This is a genomic window from Enterobacter cloacae complex sp. 394I7 (assembly GCF_057320345.1).
The window spans coordinates 1,363,366-1,381,048 of the sequence record NZ_JBXWCR010000001.1 but is presented as its reverse complement, the minus strand read 5'-3'; the positions used below and the strand labels follow the sequence as shown (position 1 = coordinate 1,381,048).

Genomic DNA, 17,683 nt, shown 5'->3' with positions numbered 1-17,683 from the left:
GAAAAAAACACAACGGGCTTTGAATATTATTCCCTTAGTTTAGCAAAGGTCGGATTTTACGATTTTCGCTTTTGTGTCCTCGGTATTCTCGACATCAATGAGTAGATCAATCTTTTGGCGAAAAAATTGCGAGAAATTGTTTCAGGAGCGCATAAATACGCACTTTCGCTCTCGACGACACGGCATGGGATGCCTATTATGCATAGGTTTCGCATTATTAATGGGGGAGAGAGAGCATGCGTTCAGCATTTTGGGTCGGGTGTGCCGCGTTATTATTATCGGCATGCAGCAGTGAACCTGTTCAGCAGGCAACGGCGGCACACGTAACGCCGGGAATGAAAGCGGCGATGTCCAGCTCCGGACAAGCCAACTGCGCGATGATTGGCGGCTCGCTGTCTGTTGCCCGCCAGCTTGACGGCTCAGCTATCGGGATGTGCGCATTGCCAAACGGCAAACGCTGCAGTGAACAGTCGCTTGCCGTAGGATCCTGCGGAAACTACTGATTACTCCGCACGCTTAAACATCAGCGTTTTATCGGCTGTCGCCAGCGTTAACTGGTCTTCAGTCAGGTCGACCTGCGCCCCTTTACGCAGCATGTCGCCAATGGCCTGATCCAGTTCGTTTAACTGTGGTTCGGTACAGAGCTTGCGCGTCATGGCGAGCGTTTTGACCTTGAGCTCACCTTCGGACAATTTCCCCTGTCCGTTAAACGTGTTACACATCACGCCGGAAACGCTAATGTTATTAACCAGACTGATATCAGACAGGGCTTTGAAGCTGATCTCTGGTTGCGTTGTCGTGGCCTTAACGGCTTTCCCGTCCACATTCTCCAGCACAAAACGGTGGCTCTTAAGTTGGTCCGGCTGAACGGAGGCTTTACCAGGATTAACACACCCGGTGAGGACAAGACTGATAACACTTAACGCAATGAGCTTTTTCATTTTTCTTCTCAGACGATAGATACTGTGAATCTTTTTTTCAGTGTAACGATACTCTGCCGTGCGTTAATGGGGTTTATCTGAAAGTGCGGGCGGGTACCGGGCAACGTTGTCGTTGCCCGCAATACGATCAGTGCGACTTAAACCCTGCGGCCGTCATTAACATGCGAAAGAGCATACTGACCGCCGCCAGTGCCAGTACGCTGCCGCCCCAGATAATGGCCAGCCACATGACTCTTTTCCAGAAAGGTTGTTGCATCAGTGATAACCCTCTCCATGTTGTACTTTTCCGCGAAACACGTAGTAACTCCAGAAGGTGTAGACCAGAATCACGGGAATGATCAACAACGCGCCCACCAGCATAAAGCCCTGGCTTTGTGTCGGAGCCGCCGCCTGCCAGAGCGTGATTGACGGGGGAATAATGTGCGGCCAGATGCTGATCCCAAGTCCGCTAAAGCCGAGAAAAATCAGCCCTAACGTCAGGATAAACGGCAGATGATGGCTCTCTGGGTTATTCAGGCAACGCCACTGACACAGGCTCAGGATCACCACCAGCGCCGGCACGGGCAGCAGGAAGAAAAGATTCGGCAGGGTAAACCAGCGCGCGGCGATGGCCGGCTGCGCCAGTGGGGTCCAGAGGCTGATTGCTGCAATGAATACCAGAAGCAGGATCAGGAGCGTTCTGGATACCCGTCGCATTCGCTGTTGCAGCGCGTTTTCGCTTTTCATCACCAGCCATGTCGAGCCTAACAGCGCGTAGGCCACCACCAGACCTGCGCCGCAGAACAGGTTAAAAACGGTCAGCCAGTCGAACGGTCCGCCACTGTAGGCACGCCCGGTGACGCTAAAGCCGTTAATCACCGCGCCCACCGTCATGCCCTGGGTAAAGGTCGCCAGGATCGAGCCGCCAATAAACGCTTTATCCCAGAAAGGGCGGTGTGCCGGCGTGGCTTTAAAACGAAACTCAAATGCCACGCCCCGGAAAATAAGTCCGATCAGCATTAACGTCAGCGGAATAGTGAGGGCATCAATAATGACTGCATAGGCCAGCGGAAACGCGCCAAACAGCGCCGCACCGCCGAGCACCAGCCAGGTTTCATTGCCGTCCCAGACCGGCGCAACGCTGTTCACCATCACATCGCGATCGTCGGCATCAGGCGTAGCCGGGAACAGGATACCTATCCCCAGATCAAAACCATCCATCACGATATACATCAGCGTGGCAAAGACGATCATAACAAACCAGATAATGGAAAGATCGATACCCATTATGGTTGCTCCTTATGTTCAGTAGTAACGGCAGAAAGCGGGCGTGCGGGACGTCCATCGGACTCGGTGGCAAACGATTCATGAGGCTGAGGTCCTTTTTTAATCAGGCGGACCATATAGCTGTAACCCACGCCAAATACGGAGGTGTATACGACGAAGAAGGCCAGCAGACTCACGCTCATATGCAAGTCACCATGGGCAGAAACCGCATCCTTTGTTCGCTGAAGCCCGTAGACGACCCACGGCTGGCGGCCCACTTCGGTAGTGACCCATCCGGCCAGGATGGCAATCAGCCCGGTGGGTCCCATCAGGAGGGCAAACCACAGGAAGGGACGCGAAGCGTACACGCGCTTTTTATAACGTAACCAGAGCGCCGTTACCCCAAGCAACAGCATCAGCATGCCTAAGCCCGCCATAATGCGGAATGACCAGAAGACGATGGTGGAATTTGGCCGGTCTTCCTTTGGAAATTCTTTCAGTGCCGGAACCTGTTTGTCGAGGCTGTGCGTCAGAATAAGGCTGCCAAGCGCCGGGATCTCCACCCCAAAGCGGGTGCGCTCCTGTTCCATATCCGGCCAGCCAAACAGCAGCAGCGGGGTGGGTTCACCCGGTGGGTTCTCCCAGTGGCCTTCAATGGCTGCTATTTTAGCGGGCTGGTGCTTCAGGGTGTTCAACCCGTGCATATCACCCACCATCGCCTGAAGGGGAGCCACAATCAGGGTCATCCACAGCGCCATGGAAAACATCGCGCGGATGGCGGGGGTGTTGTTTCCGCGCAGCAAATGCCAGGCTGCGGATGCGCCGACAAACAGGGCGCTACTCAGGAAGGCCGCTATCGACATATGCAGCAGGCGATACGGGAAGGAGGGGTTAAACACCACGGCAAACCAGTCTACCGGCACCACCTGTCCGTTGACGATTTCAAAGCCCTGTGGCGTCTGCATCCAGCTGTTTGATGAGAGGATCCAGAAGGTTGAGATAATGGTCCCCAGTGCCACCATACAGGTTGCAAAGAAATGCAGACCCGGCCCGACTCTATTCCAGCCGAACAGCATAACGCCGAGGAATCCTGCCTCGAGGAAGAAGGCAGTAAGCACTTCGTAGGTCAGGAGCGGGCCGGTAATACTGCCGGCAAATTGTGAAAACCCACTCCAGTTGGTCCCAAACTGGTAGGCCATGACCAGCCCGGAGACTACGCCCATACCGAAGTTAACGGCAAAAATCTTCGACCAGAAATGGTACAGCGAACGCCAGACCGGGTTTTTGGTTTTCAGCCACAGGCCTTCTAGCACAGCGAGATAACTCGCCAGACCGATGGTGATTGCCGGGAAAATAATGTGGAAGGATACGGTAAAGGCAAACTGTATCCGTGCAAGATGAAAAGCATCTAAACCAAACATGCACAACCTCAATGTCAAACGGTGTGCTGTTATGGTATAGGGGCGAAATAACGAGTATCAGACGCAGAAAAGCGAAATTTACCTATAACAGTTCATGAAAACATCACGCTTTGCACATCTGATATAGCTTGCATGAAAGAATAAAAAAATTATTTTTATGAAATTTATGCATTAAACAGCTTGCCTTGTTATCAACAACATGCGTTAATGGCCCTCTGGGTTTGAGTCCAAATAAACATCTGACGTAGTTTTATAAAGCAGTTCTCATCACGTTGTGCCTCTCCGCAGCCTCTCTTGGGTCTTTTTCTACACTCCGATTAGTTTTTGTTTCAAACCACTATCGCCTGAAGGGCCCATTAAGCAATTAACGTTTTTACGTTTACAGGAGAATCCTATGACTTCTTATATCCATTTCCGCTGCCCATGCTGCCATGGTTCGCAGTACCGTACCTCAGCTTTTGATGTGTCTGAGAAAAACCCGTTCGGTGCAAAATGCATTTTTTGCAAATCGTCGATGATTACCCTCGATCATCTGGCCGCTGCCCGCCACGCTCAGCGTAACGTCACCGAACTGCGTAAGTAATGCATCTGGCTAACTATAACAGTTAGCAAAATCTTCTCTTTTTCTCCTGCTGATATACACTGTCGGTCATAAGGAGAATCTGATGAAAAAATACCAGCGTCTGGCGCAACAAATTATCTCGCAGATCGAGCTTGGCGTATGGTTGCCGGGCGATAAGCTGCCTTCTCTGCGAGAGCAGGTCGCGAGCAGCGGCATGAGTTTTATGACCGTGGGCCACGCGTATCAGATGCTGGAAAGCCAGGGGCGTATCGTCGCCAGGCCGCAGTCGGGCTATTACGTTGCCTCGCGCCCGACCGCACACCAACCTGCGCCGCCTGCCCAGGTGATGCGGGACGAAGTGGTAGATATCAACACCTATATCTTCGACGTATTACAGGCCAGCCGCGACCCGTCGGTTGTTCCTTTCGCTTCTGCCTTCCCCGACCCCCGGCTTTTCCCGTTGCAGCAACTTAACCGTTCGCTGGCCAATGTCAGTAAAACCGCCACAGCAATGAGCGTAATTGAGAACCTGCCTCCGGGTAACGTTGACCTTCGCCACGCCATTGCCCGCCGCTATGCGCAGCAGGGAATGAATATCTCGCCGGATGAGATTGTCATAACCGCAGGCGCACTCGAAGCCCTGAATCTTAGCCTGCAGGCCGTTACCGAGCCTGGTGACTGGGTGATTGTCGAAAACCCCTGTTTCTACGGTGCGCTACAGGCGCTGGAACGCCTGAAACTCAAAGCGCTGTCGGTGGCGACGGACGTCCGCGAAGGGATCGATCTGAATGCGCTTGAGCAGGCGCTCAATGAGTATCCGGTCAAAGCCTGCTGGCTCATGACCAACAGTCAAAATCCCCTCGGCTTCACGCTCAGCGCAGAGAAAAAAGCGCACCTGGTCGCGCTTCTCGCCAGGCACAACGTCACCCTGATCGAAGATGATGTCTACAGCGAACTCTATTTTGGCCGGGAGAAACCCCTGCCAGCGAAAGCATGGGATCGTGACGATATGACGCTGCACTGCTCGTCCTTCTCGAAATGTCTGGTGGCGGGGTTTCGCATCGGCTGGGTGGCGGCAGGTAAACATGCGCGACGCATTCAGCAGCTACAGCTGATGAGCACCTTATCGACCAGTTCACCCATGCAGCTGGCGCTGGTGGATTACCTGGCGACAAAACGCTATGACGCCCATCTTCGCCGCCTGCGACGCACGCTGGCCGAACGCAAACAGCAGGCGTGGCAGTCGCTTTTGCGCCATATGCCGGCAGGCGTCAAAATTCATCACAACGACAGCGGCTATTTTTTATGGCTGGAACTCCCGGCGCAGCTGGACGCCGGACTGCTGAGTGAGAAAGCGCTAATGCACCACATCAGTATTGCCCCCGGTAAGATGTTTTCGACCTCTGACGCCTGGACACCGTTCTTCCGGTTTAATACCTCCTGGGCGTGGGGGGAGCGGGAAGAACAGGCTGTGATTCAGTTAGGGAAATTAATTAGCAGCATGCTCGAATAATAATCTCCGCACCTTTCTAAAATAATCATTCCTTATCCTGATGGCGGTACGGCGAATATTCCGCAGTACCGCATCATAGGAAATCTGCATACCGCCTCTCAACGCTAACTCCTTGTCTATAATCCAGTTAACGGGGAATGCGCCCTCGGTCACACCTTGATGAAATTTCTTTAAGCCGCACGGTACGGCGCATTTGCGCGGTCTACGTTTAATAAGGGAGATATTTTTACGGCACGGCTGCCGCTAAATTTCATTGCGACAGGAGTAATTCTTATGAGCAAAAAATTTGCCCGCAGCAGCCTGTGCGCGCTCGGCATGACCCTCATGACAGCGCACGCCGCAGAGCCACCGAAGGCTATCGGCGACGGGGAAGGACGACTGGATATTATTGCCTGGCCCGGGTACATCGAACGGGGACAAACCGATAAAAATTATGACTGGGTCACGCAGTTCGAAAAAGAGACCGGCTGCGCGGTGAACGTTAAAACCGCGGCCACTTCGGATGAAATGGTTAGCCTGATGGCGAAAGGAGGATACGATCTGGTCACTGCCTCGGGCGATGCCTCACTGCGCCTGATCATGGGGAAACGCGTTCAGCCGATTAACCCCGACCTTATCCCAAACTGGAAAACCCTCGACCCGCGGATCGTCAAAGGTGAATGGTTTAACGTCGGCGGCAACGTCTACGGCACGCCGTATCAGTGGGGGCCAAACCTGCTGATGTACAACAGCAAAACGTTCCCGACGCCGCCGGACAGCTGGAGCGTCGTCTTTACGAAACAGAATTTACCTGACGGTAAAACTAATCAGGGCCGCGTGCAGGCCTATGATGGCCCGATTTACATCGCCGATGCGGCGCTGTTTGTCAAAGCCACGCAGCCGCAACTGGGTATCACCGACCCGTACCAGCTAACAGAAAAACAGTATGCCGCCGTACTGAAGGTATTGCGTGACCAGCATGCGCTGATCCACCGCTACTGGCATGACACCACCGTTCAGATGAGCGACTTTAAAAATGAAGGCGTAGTGGCCTCCAGCGCCTGGCCCTATCAGGCCAATGCCCTGAAAGCGGAGAACCAGCCTGTCGCCACTGTTTTCCCGAAAGAAGGGGTAACCGGCTGGGCGGACACCACCATGCTGCACGCGCAGGCCAAGCACCCGATGTGCGCCTACAAATGGATGAACTGGTCGCTGACGCCTAAAGTGCAGGGCGATCTGGCGGCCTGGTTTGGCTCGCTGCCCGTGGTACCGGAAGGGTGTAAAGCCAGCACATTGCTCGGCGATAAAGGCTGCGAAACGAACGGCTACAACTATTTCGACAAAATCATGTTCTGGAAAACCCCGATTGCAGAAGGCGGCAAATTCGTCCCTTACAGCCGCTGGACACAGGATTACATCGCCATCATGGGCGGCCGTTAATCGCAGGAGCAGAACATGACGTACGCAGTAGAGTTTAATGACGTTTCCCGTCTGTACGGTGACGTGCGGGCGGTGGATGGGGTCACCATTGCTATTCATGACGGAGAGTTTTTCTCCATGCTGGGGCCTTCGGGCTCCGGCAAAACTACCTGCCTGCGTCTGATAGCCGGTTTTGAGCAGCTGTCAGGCGGCGCAATCAAAATCTTCGGTAAAGAGGCGAGCGCACTTCCCCCATGGGAACGTGATGTGAATACCGTGTTCCAGGATTATGCGTTGTTCCCGCATATGTCGATCCTCGATAACGTCGCGTACGGACTCATGGTCAAAGGTATCGACAAGAAAACGCGGCATGCGCAGGCGCGTCAAGCGCTGGAAAAAGTGGGGCTAAGCTTTGCTGTCACGCGTAAGCCTTCGCAGCTTTCCGGCGGGCAACGTCAACGTGTCGCCATCGCGCGGGCGCTGGTCAATGAACCCCGGGTATTGCTGCTGGATGAACCGCTCGGCGCGCTCGATCTTAAACTGCGTGAGCAGATGCAGTTCGAGCTGAAAAAGCTGCAGCAGGAGCTCGGCATCACCTTTATTTTCGTCACTCACGATCAGGGGGAAGCCCTGTCGATGTCTGACCGGGTCGCGGTTTTCAATAATGGCCGCATTGAGCAAGTGGACACCCCGCGCGATCTCTATATGCGTCCAGGAACGCCCTTCGTGGCGAGCTTTGTCGGGACCTCGAACGTGTTTGACGCCGGTATGGCACACAACGTGTGCGGGATGGAAGGCATCTATTCTTTACGGCCGGAACATATTCGCCTCAATGAGAGCGGTGAGGTTCAGGTTGAGGGCGTGGTGCAGGCAGTACAGTATCAGGGGGCGGCAACGCGTCTTGAGCTAAAACTCGCTGACGGTGCAAAACTGCTGGTCAGCCAGGCCAATTTTAGCGATGCCGCAACGCTGGGCGGCGTGACGCCGGGACAGGCGGTGATGGCGTCGTGGTCACGTGATGCCATGGTTCGCCTGCAAGAGGAGAGGTGACATGAACACGCGTGTCGCGCCGCCTCCCGCCCACCGTAGCCGCATGAGCCGCCTTACCGCACTGTTCTGGCGTAAGCCATCGCTTGGGCTGTTCCTGCTGCTGCTCGCGCCGCTAATGTGGTTTGGCATCGTTTATCTGGGATCGCTTCTCACCCTTTTATGGCAAGGGTTTTATACCTTTGACGATTTCACCATGGCGGTCACGCCGGAACTGACGTTTGCCAATATCCTGGCGCTTTTTAATCCGGCAAACTATGACATCATCCTGCGTACGCTGATGATGGCCATTGCGGTGACCATCGCCAGCGCTATCCTCGCGTTTCCGATGGCGTGGTACATGGCACGTTACACCCGCGGCAAGTGGAAGGCGTTCTTCTATATCGCCGTGATGCTGCCAATGTGGGCCAGCTATATTGTTAAAGCCTATGCCTGGACGCTGCTGCTGGCGAAAGACGGGGTAGCTCAGTGGTTTCTGAGCCATCTGGGGCTGGAGCCGATCCTGACCGCGATCCTTACGCTTCCGGCCATTGGCGGAAACACGCTTTCCACCTCCGGGCTGGGGCGTTTTCTGGTGTTCGTCTATATCTGGCTGCCGTTTATGATCCTGCCGGTACAGGCGGCGCTGGAGCGACTGCCCGCGTCGTTACTGCAGGCTTCAGCCGATCTCGGCGCGCGACCACGCCAGACTTTTCGTTACGTCGTTTTGCCGCTGGCAATCCCGGGCATTGCCGCAGGGTCAATCTTCACTTTTTCCCTGACGCTGGGCGATTTCATTGTTCCACAGCTGGTGGGGCCGCCGGGGTACTTTATTGGCAATATGGTCTATTCCCAGCAGGGCGCTATCGGCAATATGCCCATGGCCGCGGCCTTCACCCTGGTACCAATTGTCCTCATCTCGCTTTATCTGGCGTTCGTGAAACGTCTGGGAGCATTCGATGCACTCTGAACGCGCACCGTTGTTCCTGAAAGTGGCAGCCTGGGGAGGCGTTATCTTCCTTCATTTCCCGCTGCTGATTATTGCGACCTACGCCTTTAACACCGAAGACGCCGCGTTCAGTTTTCCGCCGCAGGGGTTGACCTTGAAGTGGTTCACCGTGGCAGCGGGGCGTGGCGACATCATTGAATCAGTGACGTTGTCACTTCAAATCGCTGCGCTGTCGACGGCTATCGCGCTGGTGCTTGGCACGCTTGCTGCAGCGGCGCTGTGGCGAAGCGCGTTTTTTGGCAAAAATGCGATTTCGCTGTTGCTGCTGTTGCCGATTGCGTTACCGGGGATTATCACCGGTCTGGCGCTGTTGACGGCGTTTAAAACCATTGACCTTGAGCCGGGTTTTTTCACCATCGTGGTCGGTCACGCCACGTTCTGCGTGGTGGTGGTGTTTAACAACGTGATTGCCCGTTTCAGACGCACCTCCTGGAGTCTGGTCGAGGCGTCAATGGATCTGGGGGCCGACGGCTGGCAAACCTTCCGTTACGTGGTCCTGCCGAATCTCGGTTCGGCGTTGTTGGCCGGGGGGATGCTGGCGTTTGCACTCTCGTTTGACGAAATCATCGTCACAACATTTACCGCGGGACACGAGCGCACGTTACCGCTGTGGTTGCTTAATCAGCTCGGGCGTCCGCGCGACGTGCCGGTCACCAACGTCGTCGCATTGCTGGTGATGCTGGTCACAACCCTACCCATTCTGGGAGCCTGGTGGCTAACCCGCGACGGCGAAAACAGTGCCGGAAGCGGGAAATAACATTGATTTCAACAGGACAATGCTATGCAAACACAACTGCTGATAAATGGTGAACTGGTCGCCGGAGACGGGGAAAAACAGCCGGTCTATAACCCTGCCACCGGAGAGGTACTTCTGGAGATTGCTGAAGCGTCAGCAGCGCAGGTCGACGCGGCGGTCCAGGCCGCCGATCGCGCATTCATTGAATGGGGACAAACCACGCCTAAAACGCGTGCCGAGTGTCTGCTGAAGCTGGCTGACGTGATTGAAGCCCACGGCGAAGAATTTGCCCGTCTCGAATCGCTCAATTGCGGTAAGCCGCTGCACTGTGCGTTGGGAGATGAAATTCCGGCTGTGGTCGACGTTTTCCGCTTCTTTGCCGGCGCCGCCCGCTGCCTGAACGGGCTGGCTGCCGGCGAATATCTTGACGGTCACACATCGATGATACGCCGCGATCCGGTGGGCGTGGTCGCCTCCATTGCGCCTTGGAACTATCCGCTGATGATGGCGGCATGGAAGCTGGCACCCGCGCTGGCCGCGGGTAACTGTGTGGTGATCAAACCTTCGGAGATTACCCCACTGACGGCCCTCAAGCTGGCGGAACTGGCGAAAGACATCTTCCCGGCAGGCGTTCTGAACGTTCTGTTTGGCCGCGGAAAAACGGTCGGCGATCCGCTGACCGGCCACGAAAAGGTGCGTATGGTGTCGCTCACCGGTTCTATTGCCACCGGCGAACATATTATTGGACACACGGCGTCCTCGATTAAACGCACCCATATGGAGCTGGGCGGCAAAGCCCCGGTTATCGTTTTCGACGACGCCGATCTTGATGCGGTTGTTGAAGGGGTACGTACTTTCGGTTTCTACAATGCCGGGCAGGATTGTACGGCAGCCTGTCGTATTTATGCGCAGAAAGGCGTTTGTGCCGCGCTGGTGGAAAAACTGGGTGCCGCGGTGGCGAGCCTGAAAATGGGTGCGCCGGAGGAGGAAACCACCGAGCTGGGCCCGCTCAGTTCCGAAGCCCATCTTTCACGCGTCTGTAAGGCGGTTGATGAGGCTAAAGCCCTGAGCCATATTCGCGTGGTGACCGGCGGCAGCAAAAAAGAGGGGGCAGGCTACTATTTCCAGCCAACCCTTCTGGCAGGGGCAAAACAGGACGATGCTATCGTTCAGCGTGAAGTGTTTGGCCCGGTTGTAAGTGTCACCGAGTTTGATGACGAAGCGCAGGTGCTGGCATGGGCGAACGATTCGCAGTACGGCCTGGCGTCATCGGTCTGGACCCGCGATGTAGGGCGTGCCCACCGGATGAGCGCGCGTCTGCAGTACGGCTGCACCTGGGTTAATACCCATTTTATGCTGGTGAGCGAAATGCCGCACGGCGGGATGAAGTTATCCGGCTACGGCAAAGATATGTCGGTGTACGGCCTTGAAGATTATACCGTTGTTCGCCACGTGATGATAAAGCACTAAGCCCCCATGCCCGGTCGCATTCAGCGCCGGGCATTCTCTCCTTTCAGTACATTATCCATAGTATTCAAATGGTTATTCTGTAACGGAAAAACTTGATCTGTATCAACATATGACGCATATTGCGTGCGGTTATTTTTTCGGCTCTGGTAAACAGAATGACGTTGTATCAAAAGATGTTGGTTTTTTACGCAATCATGGCTTCTGTCTGTGCATTAATTACCTGGTTCCTCTCTAAAGACCGCAAACGTATCCGACTGCTCAGTGCTTTTCTGGTGGGGTCAACCTGGCCAATGAGCTTTCCCGTTGCGCTGTTGATCTCGCTTTTCTGAAGCACGCTTCCCGTTTTAAAAGATGAACATAGCATTCCAGACACGAAGACTGTATAAATACACAGTGAATCGTTAAAGGAGTGCTTATGAACAGTTTTTACTCGCAGCAGGCCGGCTGCGTTGTGCGCTGGCACGATCTTCCCGGCTCTGGCGATCCTGTGGTGTTTATTCACGGGTTAGGCTGCGCCTCTTCTTATGAATATCCTCGTATCGTCTCTGACGCCCGGTTTGGTGCGCGCAGAGCCATTCTTATCGATCTCCCGGGCAGCGGTTACAGCGACAAACCTGTGCAGTATCGTTATCGCACCAGCGAGCAGGCGCGAGTGGTGGCTGAACTGTTGGACCATCTCAAACTCGATAGCTTCTGGCTATATGGTCATAGTATGGGTGGCAGCATTGCTATCGAGGCAGCAGGACTGATGGCGCCACGCGTAAAAGGGTTGATGGTGTCGGAACCCAATTTTCACGCCGGGGGTGGCATGTTCAGCCGCTCTATTGCTGCACAGACGGAACAACAGTTCCTGGAGCAGGGGTATGATGCGCTGCTCAGTGCAGAAACCTCACCCTGGGCGGGCAGTCTGCAAAGCAATGCGCCGTATGCCGTGTGGCGTGGCGCGTCCAGCCTGGTGGAAGGGGTAGAGCCGGAATGGGAGGTTCAGTTTTTGTCTCTGCGCTGTCCGGTGACGTTGATTTTCGGCAAGTGGTCTCTACCTGATGATGATGTGGACTCTCTGCAAAAGCGGGGCGTTGAGGTGAAAATCATCCCAGCGGCCGGACACTCCATGTCATGGGAAAATCCGTCGGCACTGGCGCAGACGTTAGCAGAGTGTATGACCACGACCTGAAAGGATAGCCCGCATCTCTGCGGGCCAGGAGCGCTAACGTAACAGGGCTTGTAAGGCCTGGCGTGCGGCAGGCTGTACATCGTGCGGGTGGTGGAAATCGATGTTCTCTATTGCCCGGCTATAGAGGGCGACTAGCCAGTCATAGACATACACCGTTGCCGCATGTACGGGTTGTTCTCCCAGACGCGTCAGGCGCGGCGCGGTACTGTTGACCACCGGCGTAACAAAGATTGCCTGGCCTTTACGGATGCGGCTCGCCGGGCGTGCCTCTGCGGGTGTCCGATCGTAGCCCAGCCAGCCAATGAAGTTGCCCATCACGGCATGCAGTTGGGCTGCACTGCTCTTGTCGGTTTCAACGATGTTCTGCAACTGCTGCGGCAGGTTCAGTCGGTAGCTGGCCACCACCAGAACGTCAGCAATTTGCTGCAAAACAGCGGGTTCCAGCCCAAGGCGCGCGGCAGTGGCATCGTTGCGGCTCCACTGGCGCAGATGGTTTATCCAGACTTTATGTGCCAGGCGAGCTTTGTCTTTGGTCTGGAATGGACTGGCGTTCTCCTGGGCATGCTCGGCAAACAGGTCAATGGTATCCGTAAACAGTCCGTTCACCTGCTCCTCGCGGGGCTGCTGAACGGCCAGCAGGGTTTCAAAGGCTTTAAGCGGCGGCAGAAGACCTTCAAGCAGTTCACCGTGGCGGGCAGCGGAGCTTTGCAGAACGCGCACCATGTTTTCGGCCTGAGTTCGTCTGGCGCCGGGTTCCTCAACCAGCGGTGCCAGATACCCCTTCATCAGGGCCGAGAGTTCCTGGCGCAGCATTGCTTTCAGCGTGCTAAGACGCTTCTGCCGCTGAGCGGGTAACGTGGCCTGAGACAACCACTCGATCACGCGCTGCATGCTGTGGCTGTCCAGCGCCTGCAGTGTCCCCCAGCGCACACCCGGTTTGCCCAACAGGTGCTGTACCGTTTCATCAAGGTTCTGACGGGTGGTAAAACGTGCGTCGTGAGGCGTAATCGCCCACACCAGCCCCGGCAGGGCGGATTCTTCAACCGGCTGAGTCTCTTTGACCCAGTTCATCAGCACCCGGGCTTTTTTAGCCGTTTGCTCGTGCTGGGCTGTCGCATTGCAGATAACAAGCACGTCCGGTTGCAGCTGCTGGCGATAATGCTCCAGCAACCACTGGCATTTAGCCTGGATCAGTGTATCGGCGCTGTTATCTGAAAAGACCGGAATATCAATAATATCGACATTATCCAGGGCGCAGCTTTCGACCGGCAAGACCAGCTCACGCGTCAGGAAGGCGAGCGTATCGACAGGGATACTGATGGCGTTAAGCATCTCGCCGTTGTTCAGCGGATGAAGCAGCGTCTCCTGGGCCTCCGGAAGGGTAAAGGTGCCGTGAGTCAGGAACCCTTCGCCCGGCAGCCCGAAGTTATCGACCAGCAGGCTGAGCGGGGCGGCGAGTGCTCCGGCATGGCTGGTCTGATGCAGGACATGAGCGAGCTTTAACCACTGCTGGGTCAACTCCTGTTGCTCACCCCACAGCAGCGACCAGACGCTGGCTCGCGTGCTGAGATCGAGCGAAGGGACCAGCTGTGCAAACTGATGCCACAGGGCATCATCAATTTGCTGTTTCGCGGCAGGTACTGAGCTTTGCCAGAAGCGGGCGATGGCACCCACGTCCTGAGCCGTAATACCAGGAACGCCCTGCGGCTGGCGCAGGCCACGCCACTTCTCCAGGCGCGTCTCAATGACCGCTTTATCCACGGCGCGGATGTCCGGCTGCAGCGTGGTGCGGGCGATAAACAGCTGAACCAGCTCTGCCTCTGTCACCAGGCTCAGGCGCAGCGGGAACGCCTCATCCATCACCTCTGCATTTCCGTGGGTGAACCGCACGGCCATGTTGGTCAGGGCATGTCCCGGATTAATATGCGAAAAATAGTCAAATGTACGCTGGCCTGGCGTAACGTTCAGGCGGCCATTACCGCTGCCGCACAGCGATAAAAGCAGATGCGCTTTAGCACTCTGAGAATGACCGTAAAGTCCAATACTGCCCGGGCGGGAGAGGGCGCGGTCAATGGCCTGCTCCCGTGCCTGCGTCGCGTTGATGCGCGCAAGAAGGGCATCGGCCTCGTTATCCAGCACAGGGGCGTTCAGGCGCGTCTCATTTATCCACCCGATTAAGGCCTGAGTGGTGGTCATCGTCGCAGTCATTTCAGGTATACGCTCCCGCTGTCGATCCAGTAGTGGCTGCCGCTATGACGGCGATCGGCCAGAGTATTCAGTTTGAAGGTTAAAGCATCAGGCGGAACCGGCGTCCCGTCCTGCAACCAGGCATCGCTCAGCGCGAAGGATTCAGGCCCTTCATGCTTATTGCCGCCGCAAAGTTTGAGCCGCACGTTCAGCACGCCGTCACCCGCAATCGCTTTGGCCAGTTCGGCCGAGTTGATGCTAAGCGTATAGAGCGGCGTTGCCGGCCAGCGCGCGTTCGCCAGCTGGCGGAAACCGAGCGTCACATTTCCGCGCAGGGGGAAGTGCAGACGGGCGTCGAGTTTCGCACCCGGTTTATCCAGGTCGATATCCTGATACCAGACGTTTTCTTCACGCAGGGTGTTTACGGTGTTATCCAGGACGCCCAGATAGCGAACAGTCGAATATGCACCGATATCCGCGGCTTTAAAGTTAAAGCGCGGCAGTCGCAGGTCAAGCGCCAGGCTGCAAAGCATCGCGCCGACGGCGGCGGTCGATTTTGGATTACCAATGCGTCCTTGCTGGCTGAACGGGTACCATTCATGAACCTGGTATTTATCCAGCCAGACGATGCGATTAACCGGCACCGGCTGCAGATGGCGAATAAGCGCCTGAACGCCAGGCAGGCAACCCGGACGCCCCGTGATCAGCAGAATATCGCAGCTGTAATGTGAAATGGCCTCGCACACCGCATGCAGGGGTGACGCCAGCGTGAACTGGCCTGCCAGCATCGCATCCTGCATTTCACGGAAATTCACGTGCAGCGGAACGGCAAACAGATCGAAGGCTTCTGAACCTGCCGGCAAGGCATGATCGACGGCCTGTTGCAGATAATTCATCACGTTGCGGGTCGGTTTCTGCGACAGCAGATCGCCAAAGGTGGCATGCAAGCCTGCCAGCGGATCGTCGATGTCGCTGGATTCCCACGCGGCAAGGATGGCATGACCAATCGGCATAAAGAGCTGAAGCGCCGTTTGCTGGCGCAATACCGCCTGGGTATCGATACGTCCTGAGTCACCAAACAGCGAGGCCATCAGCAGAGAGGCATCGGCGATGCCGGACTTCTGCAGCTGGGTTTGCAGGGCGGGTAACACATAGCGCTGGATGACGTCCAGCAGGGTGTCGTCGCCGGCCACTTTAAACCCTTCGCGGAACAGCAGCTGCGGCGTGATTTTGACGTTGTTACCGGAGCCGTCATCCAGCTGATAATGGGTGATCGCCATGTCGGTTGTGCCGCCGCCAATGTCGATAGAGGCGACACGCAGCGAGCGCCCCGGCTGCACGCCCGGTTCAGGTTCACGATCCGGGCGGGCGAGGGAGGCGAAGAACGCTTCCGTCTGACCACCAAAATGTGAGATCGCTTCGTTGTACAGCCACACCAGTTGACCACAGCTGGCCTCGTCCCACTCCATCTGGATTGCAGGTACCGGCACCACGCTTTTTTCCTGGTGCTTACGGGTGGCAAAATCGTCGTCCTGCGGGTGCCAGCCCATCGCTTTCCAGACGATAGCGATCGCTTCGAACATGCGGCGACGGAAGATCTCGCGTTCCTGCTTCGGCATCGCCGAGGGCAGGGTCAGGATCAGCGTACGCAACTGGCGTGGTGAGGCCGGAAAGCCCAGACGCAGGCGCGTGGCAACGCTGTTGATCTGCCCCAGCGCCTGTGCCAGCAGTTCGCACAGCATATGCGTCATCAGCGTGCTGCGGCTGTACTGCGGGGAGAAAACCGGCAGTCGCTCGTCCTGCGGCAGCGTAAAGAGCGGTTCACCGTCATCGTTCATCAGGTTCATCAGCGGGAACGCGGTCGCCAGCGGTTCGCGCTGGGTCTTGCTGTTCATCTGGCTAAAGCGCCAGTCCTGGACCACCGGGGTTTCATCCCACAGGTAGCGACGCGGGCTGGAGATACCGCTGTTACCTTCCGTGCCCAGACGGCGCGTAGCCAGTTTGCGTGCTTCATCGCCCACGCGGACAATAGACGGCCAGACAAAGGCATCTTCACGCCCACTTTCCACCGAGAAGTGCTGCTTGCCAAAACGCGCTTCTGAAAATTCGAGACGACTGGTAAACAGCGGCTCATTGAGGAACTGTGGTTCGCTTAACGAGCGCACCTGCAGTTCGGCCGTCTGGCGCAGACCGTCGTTCGCATCACCGTGATCTTCAATAATAACGCCGCAGGTATGGGTATTCCCGACGTCGAGGATCAGGTCGACCGGAATAGCCGGCGTACTGAGGGTATGGGTGACAAATTTCACTTCCGGTACGGTAAGCTGCTCCCCAAGCATGGACAGCAGGTTGAGCCAGTGTGCCTGGTACTCAAAGCTGCGCATTGCCTGTTGCAGGTCGCGTTCCGCGCGGTTTTCAACGTCGGTCGCATAGTGGGTAAACGCCTCGCGCAGCCAGCCGTCAATCCAGGTCTGGTCGAGGAAGCTTTCCACCTCATCGTCACGCCATGCCAGTCCGAAACGGGTGCCGTTGAGAATGTCATTTTCAACCGGGGACAGCGCGGCAGTAGCATGCTCTGCAATCTGGCTGTCGAGAGCGAGCGTGACGCGGTGTGTATTACCTGCCGCATCAGGCGTTTCAAGTTTACGCACCTGGACGCGCGCCCAGTTATCCGGCCCGTCAACAAAGGTACGTGGCGGATTGAAGCGCAGGAAGGGAATGGGAAGCCAGACACCATCCAGCACCGTCAGGGACTGATGCAGTGGGATCGTGGTTTCCGGTTTCACCACTTCAGGCTGTCCGCCGTTCAATCCCGGCAGCGTGTAACGCCCGTTGACGAGATCGAAATCGAGACGCAGAAGCGGACCGTTGGCGGTTTTACGTACGAAGCGCCCGTTGCTGGCGGTGTCCTGCGGAGTCAGGCCAAAATCGAGGAATTGCACGCCGCTGTTGGCAATAAGCGTGACGCTCTGTTTATAGTCGCAAAGATTTACCAGCATAG

Annotated in this window: 16 protein-coding genes; 10 read left to right on the top strand and 6 right to left on the bottom strand. The window is 56.1% G+C overall.

Annotated features, from left to right (window positions below; translation table 11 throughout):
- The first annotated feature begins 236 nt into the window (after positions 1–236).
- Complete coding sequence (locus tag AC2FAP_RS06670; RefSeq protein ID WP_014170276.1) at positions 237–503, top strand: putative hemolysin; 267 nt, start codon at positions 237–239, stop codon at positions 501–503.
- Here AC2FAP_RS06670 and hslJ read toward each other — a convergent pair whose 3' ends face one another.
- The 4 genes from hslJ to AC2FAP_RS06650 all read right to left on the bottom strand — a co-directional run bounded on the left by hslJ (position 504) and on the right by AC2FAP_RS06650 (position 3,607).
- Positions 504–941, bottom strand: coding sequence for a heat shock protein HslJ (hslJ, locus tag AC2FAP_RS06665; RefSeq protein WP_014170275.1), 438 nt, complete (start codon positions 939–941; stop codon positions 504–506).
- 127 nt (positions 942–1,068) lie between these two features.
- Positions 1,069–1,197 (bottom strand): DUF2474 domain-containing protein, encoded by a 129-nt coding sequence (locus tag AC2FAP_RS06660; RefSeq protein WP_014170274.1) that lies wholly within the window; start codon positions 1,195–1,197, stop codon positions 1,069–1,071.
- The gene (gene cydB / locus AC2FAP_RS06655) at positions 1,197–2,207 is read right to left on the bottom strand and encodes a cytochrome d ubiquinol oxidase subunit II (RefSeq protein WP_311382615.1); all 1,011 of its coding nucleotides are present in this window, start codon (positions 2,205–2,207) and stop codon (positions 1,197–1,199) included. Before cydB ends, AC2FAP_RS06660 begins: the two co-directional genes overlap by 1 nt.
- Positions 2,207–3,607, bottom strand: a complete 1,401-nt coding sequence (locus AC2FAP_RS06650; RefSeq protein WP_342863355.1) for a cytochrome ubiquinol oxidase subunit I — start codon at positions 3,605–3,607, stop codon at positions 2,207–2,209. Before AC2FAP_RS06650 ends, cydB begins: the two co-directional genes overlap by 1 nt.
- A 394-nt stretch (positions 3,608–4,001) precedes the next feature.
- On the opposite strand from AC2FAP_RS06650, the gene ymcF reads away from it, so the two are divergent.
- The 9 genes from ymcF to AC2FAP_RS06605 all read left to right on the top strand — a co-directional run bounded on the left by ymcF (position 4,002) and on the right by AC2FAP_RS06605 (position 12,495).
- Entirely contained in the window at positions 4,002–4,190 is a 189-nt protein-coding gene (gene ymcF / locus AC2FAP_RS06645) for a cold shock small protein YmcF (protein WP_020884014.1), read from the top strand.
- Positions 4,191–4,272: 82 nt separating this feature from the next.
- Positions 4,273–5,682, top strand: a complete 1,410-nt coding sequence (locus AC2FAP_RS06640; RefSeq protein ID WP_020884015.1) for an aminotransferase-like domain-containing protein — start codon at positions 4,273–4,275, stop codon at positions 5,680–5,682.
- A gap of 273 nt (positions 5,683–5,955) precedes the next feature.
- Entirely contained in the window at positions 5,956–7,101 is a 1,146-nt protein-coding gene (gene ydcS, locus AC2FAP_RS06635; protein ID WP_020884016.1) for a putative ABC transporter substrate-binding protein YdcS, read from the top strand.
- A 15-nt stretch (positions 7,102–7,116) separates the two neighbouring features.
- Positions 7,117–8,130, top strand: a complete 1,014-nt coding sequence (locus AC2FAP_RS06630; RefSeq protein ID WP_044859298.1) for an ABC transporter ATP-binding protein — start codon at positions 7,117–7,119, stop codon at positions 8,128–8,130.
- Between the two features lie 43 nt (positions 8,131–8,173).
- On the top strand, positions 8,174–9,076 hold the full coding sequence (locus tag AC2FAP_RS06625) for an ABC transporter permease (protein WP_108648610.1): 903 nt from the start codon (positions 8,174–8,176) through the stop codon (positions 9,074–9,076).
- Positions 9,066–9,872 (top strand): ABC transporter permease, encoded by an 807-nt coding sequence (locus tag AC2FAP_RS06620; RefSeq protein ID WP_032680927.1) that lies wholly within the window; start codon positions 9,066–9,068, stop codon positions 9,870–9,872. The genes AC2FAP_RS06625 and AC2FAP_RS06620 overlap by 11 nt, the downstream gene beginning before the upstream one ends.
- Before the next feature lie 24 nt (positions 9,873–9,896).
- On the top strand, positions 9,897–11,321 hold the full coding sequence (patD, locus tag AC2FAP_RS06615) for an aminobutyraldehyde dehydrogenase (protein WP_032678249.1): 1,425 nt from the start codon (positions 9,897–9,899) through the stop codon (positions 11,319–11,321).
- A gap of 155 nt (positions 11,322–11,476) precedes the next feature.
- On the top strand, positions 11,477–11,650 hold the full coding sequence (locus tag AC2FAP_RS06610) for a GhoT/OrtT family toxin (RefSeq protein ID WP_032670341.1): 174 nt from the start codon (positions 11,477–11,479) through the stop codon (positions 11,648–11,650).
- Positions 11,651–11,736: 86 nt separating this feature from the next.
- The gene (locus AC2FAP_RS06605; protein WP_342863356.1) at positions 11,737–12,495 is read left to right on the top strand and encodes an alpha/beta fold hydrolase; all 759 of its coding nucleotides are present in this window, start codon (positions 11,737–11,739) and stop codon (positions 12,493–12,495) included.
- A gap of 33 nt (positions 12,496–12,528) precedes the next feature.
- On the opposite strand, the gene AC2FAP_RS06600 is transcribed toward AC2FAP_RS06605, so the two are convergent.
- Positions 12,529–14,703 carry a virulence factor SrfC family protein gene (locus tag AC2FAP_RS06600; RefSeq protein ID WP_485452885.1) on the bottom strand — a complete coding sequence of 725 codons (2,175 nt, stop codon included), beginning with the start codon at positions 14,701–14,703 and terminating at the stop codon, positions 12,529–12,531.
- Entirely contained in the window at positions 14,700–17,681 is a 2,982-nt protein-coding gene (locus AC2FAP_RS06595; RefSeq protein WP_020884023.1) for a virulence factor SrfB, read from the bottom strand. The genes AC2FAP_RS06600 and AC2FAP_RS06595 overlap by 4 nt, the downstream gene beginning before the upstream one ends.
- Between the last annotated feature and the right edge of the window lie 2 nt (positions 17,682–17,683).

Excerpts from the sequence above, each read along its gene's own strand:
- ydcS (WP_020884016.1), top strand. The coding sequence starts at position 5,956 with ATGAGCAAAAAATTTGCCCGCAGCAGCCTGTGCGCGCTCGGCATGACC.
- AC2FAP_RS06625 (WP_108648610.1), top strand. The coding sequence starts at position 8,174 with ATGAGCCGCCTTACCGCACTGTTCTGGCGTAAGCCATCGCTTGGGCTG.
- AC2FAP_RS06595 (WP_020884023.1), bottom strand. The coding sequence starts at position 17,681 with ATGCTGGTAAATCTTTGCGACTATAAACAGAGCGTCACGCTTATTGCC.
- cydB (WP_311382615.1), bottom strand. The coding sequence starts at position 2,207 with ATGGGTATCGATCTTTCCATTATCTGGTTTGTTATGATCGTCTTTGCC.
- AC2FAP_RS06600 (WP_485452885.1), bottom strand. The coding sequence starts at position 14,703 with ATGACTGCGACGATGACCACCACTCAGGCCTTAATCGGGTGGATAAAT.
- AC2FAP_RS06660 (WP_014170274.1), bottom strand. The coding sequence starts at position 1,197 with ATGCAACAACCTTTCTGGAAAAGAGTCATGTGGCTGGCCATTATCTGG.
- AC2FAP_RS06620 (WP_032680927.1), top strand. The coding sequence starts at position 9,066 with ATGCACTCTGAACGCGCACCGTTGTTCCTGAAAGTGGCAGCCTGGGGA.
- hslJ (WP_014170275.1), bottom strand. The coding sequence starts at position 941 with ATGAAAAAGCTCATTGCGTTAAGTGTTATCAGTCTTGTCCTCACCGGG.
- AC2FAP_RS06605 (WP_342863356.1), top strand. The coding sequence starts at position 11,737 with ATGAACAGTTTTTACTCGCAGCAGGCCGGCTGCGTTGTGCGCTGGCAC.
- AC2FAP_RS06630 (WP_044859298.1), top strand. The coding sequence starts at position 7,117 with ATGACGTACGCAGTAGAGTTTAATGACGTTTCCCGTCTGTACGGTGAC.
- AC2FAP_RS06670 (WP_014170276.1), top strand. The coding sequence starts at position 237 with ATGCGTTCAGCATTTTGGGTCGGGTGTGCCGCGTTATTATTATCGGCA.
- ymcF (WP_020884014.1), top strand. The coding sequence starts at position 4,002 with ATGACTTCTTATATCCATTTCCGCTGCCCATGCTGCCATGGTTCGCAG.
- AC2FAP_RS06640 (WP_020884015.1), top strand. The coding sequence starts at position 4,273 with ATGAAAAAATACCAGCGTCTGGCGCAACAAATTATCTCGCAGATCGAG.
- patD (WP_032678249.1), top strand. The coding sequence starts at position 9,897 with ATGCAAACACAACTGCTGATAAATGGTGAACTGGTCGCCGGAGACGGG.
- AC2FAP_RS06610 (WP_032670341.1), top strand. The coding sequence starts at position 11,477 with ATGACGTTGTATCAAAAGATGTTGGTTTTTTACGCAATCATGGCTTCT.
- AC2FAP_RS06650 (WP_342863355.1), bottom strand. The coding sequence starts at position 3,607 with ATGTTTGGTTTAGATGCTTTTCATCTTGCACGGATACAGTTTGCCTTT.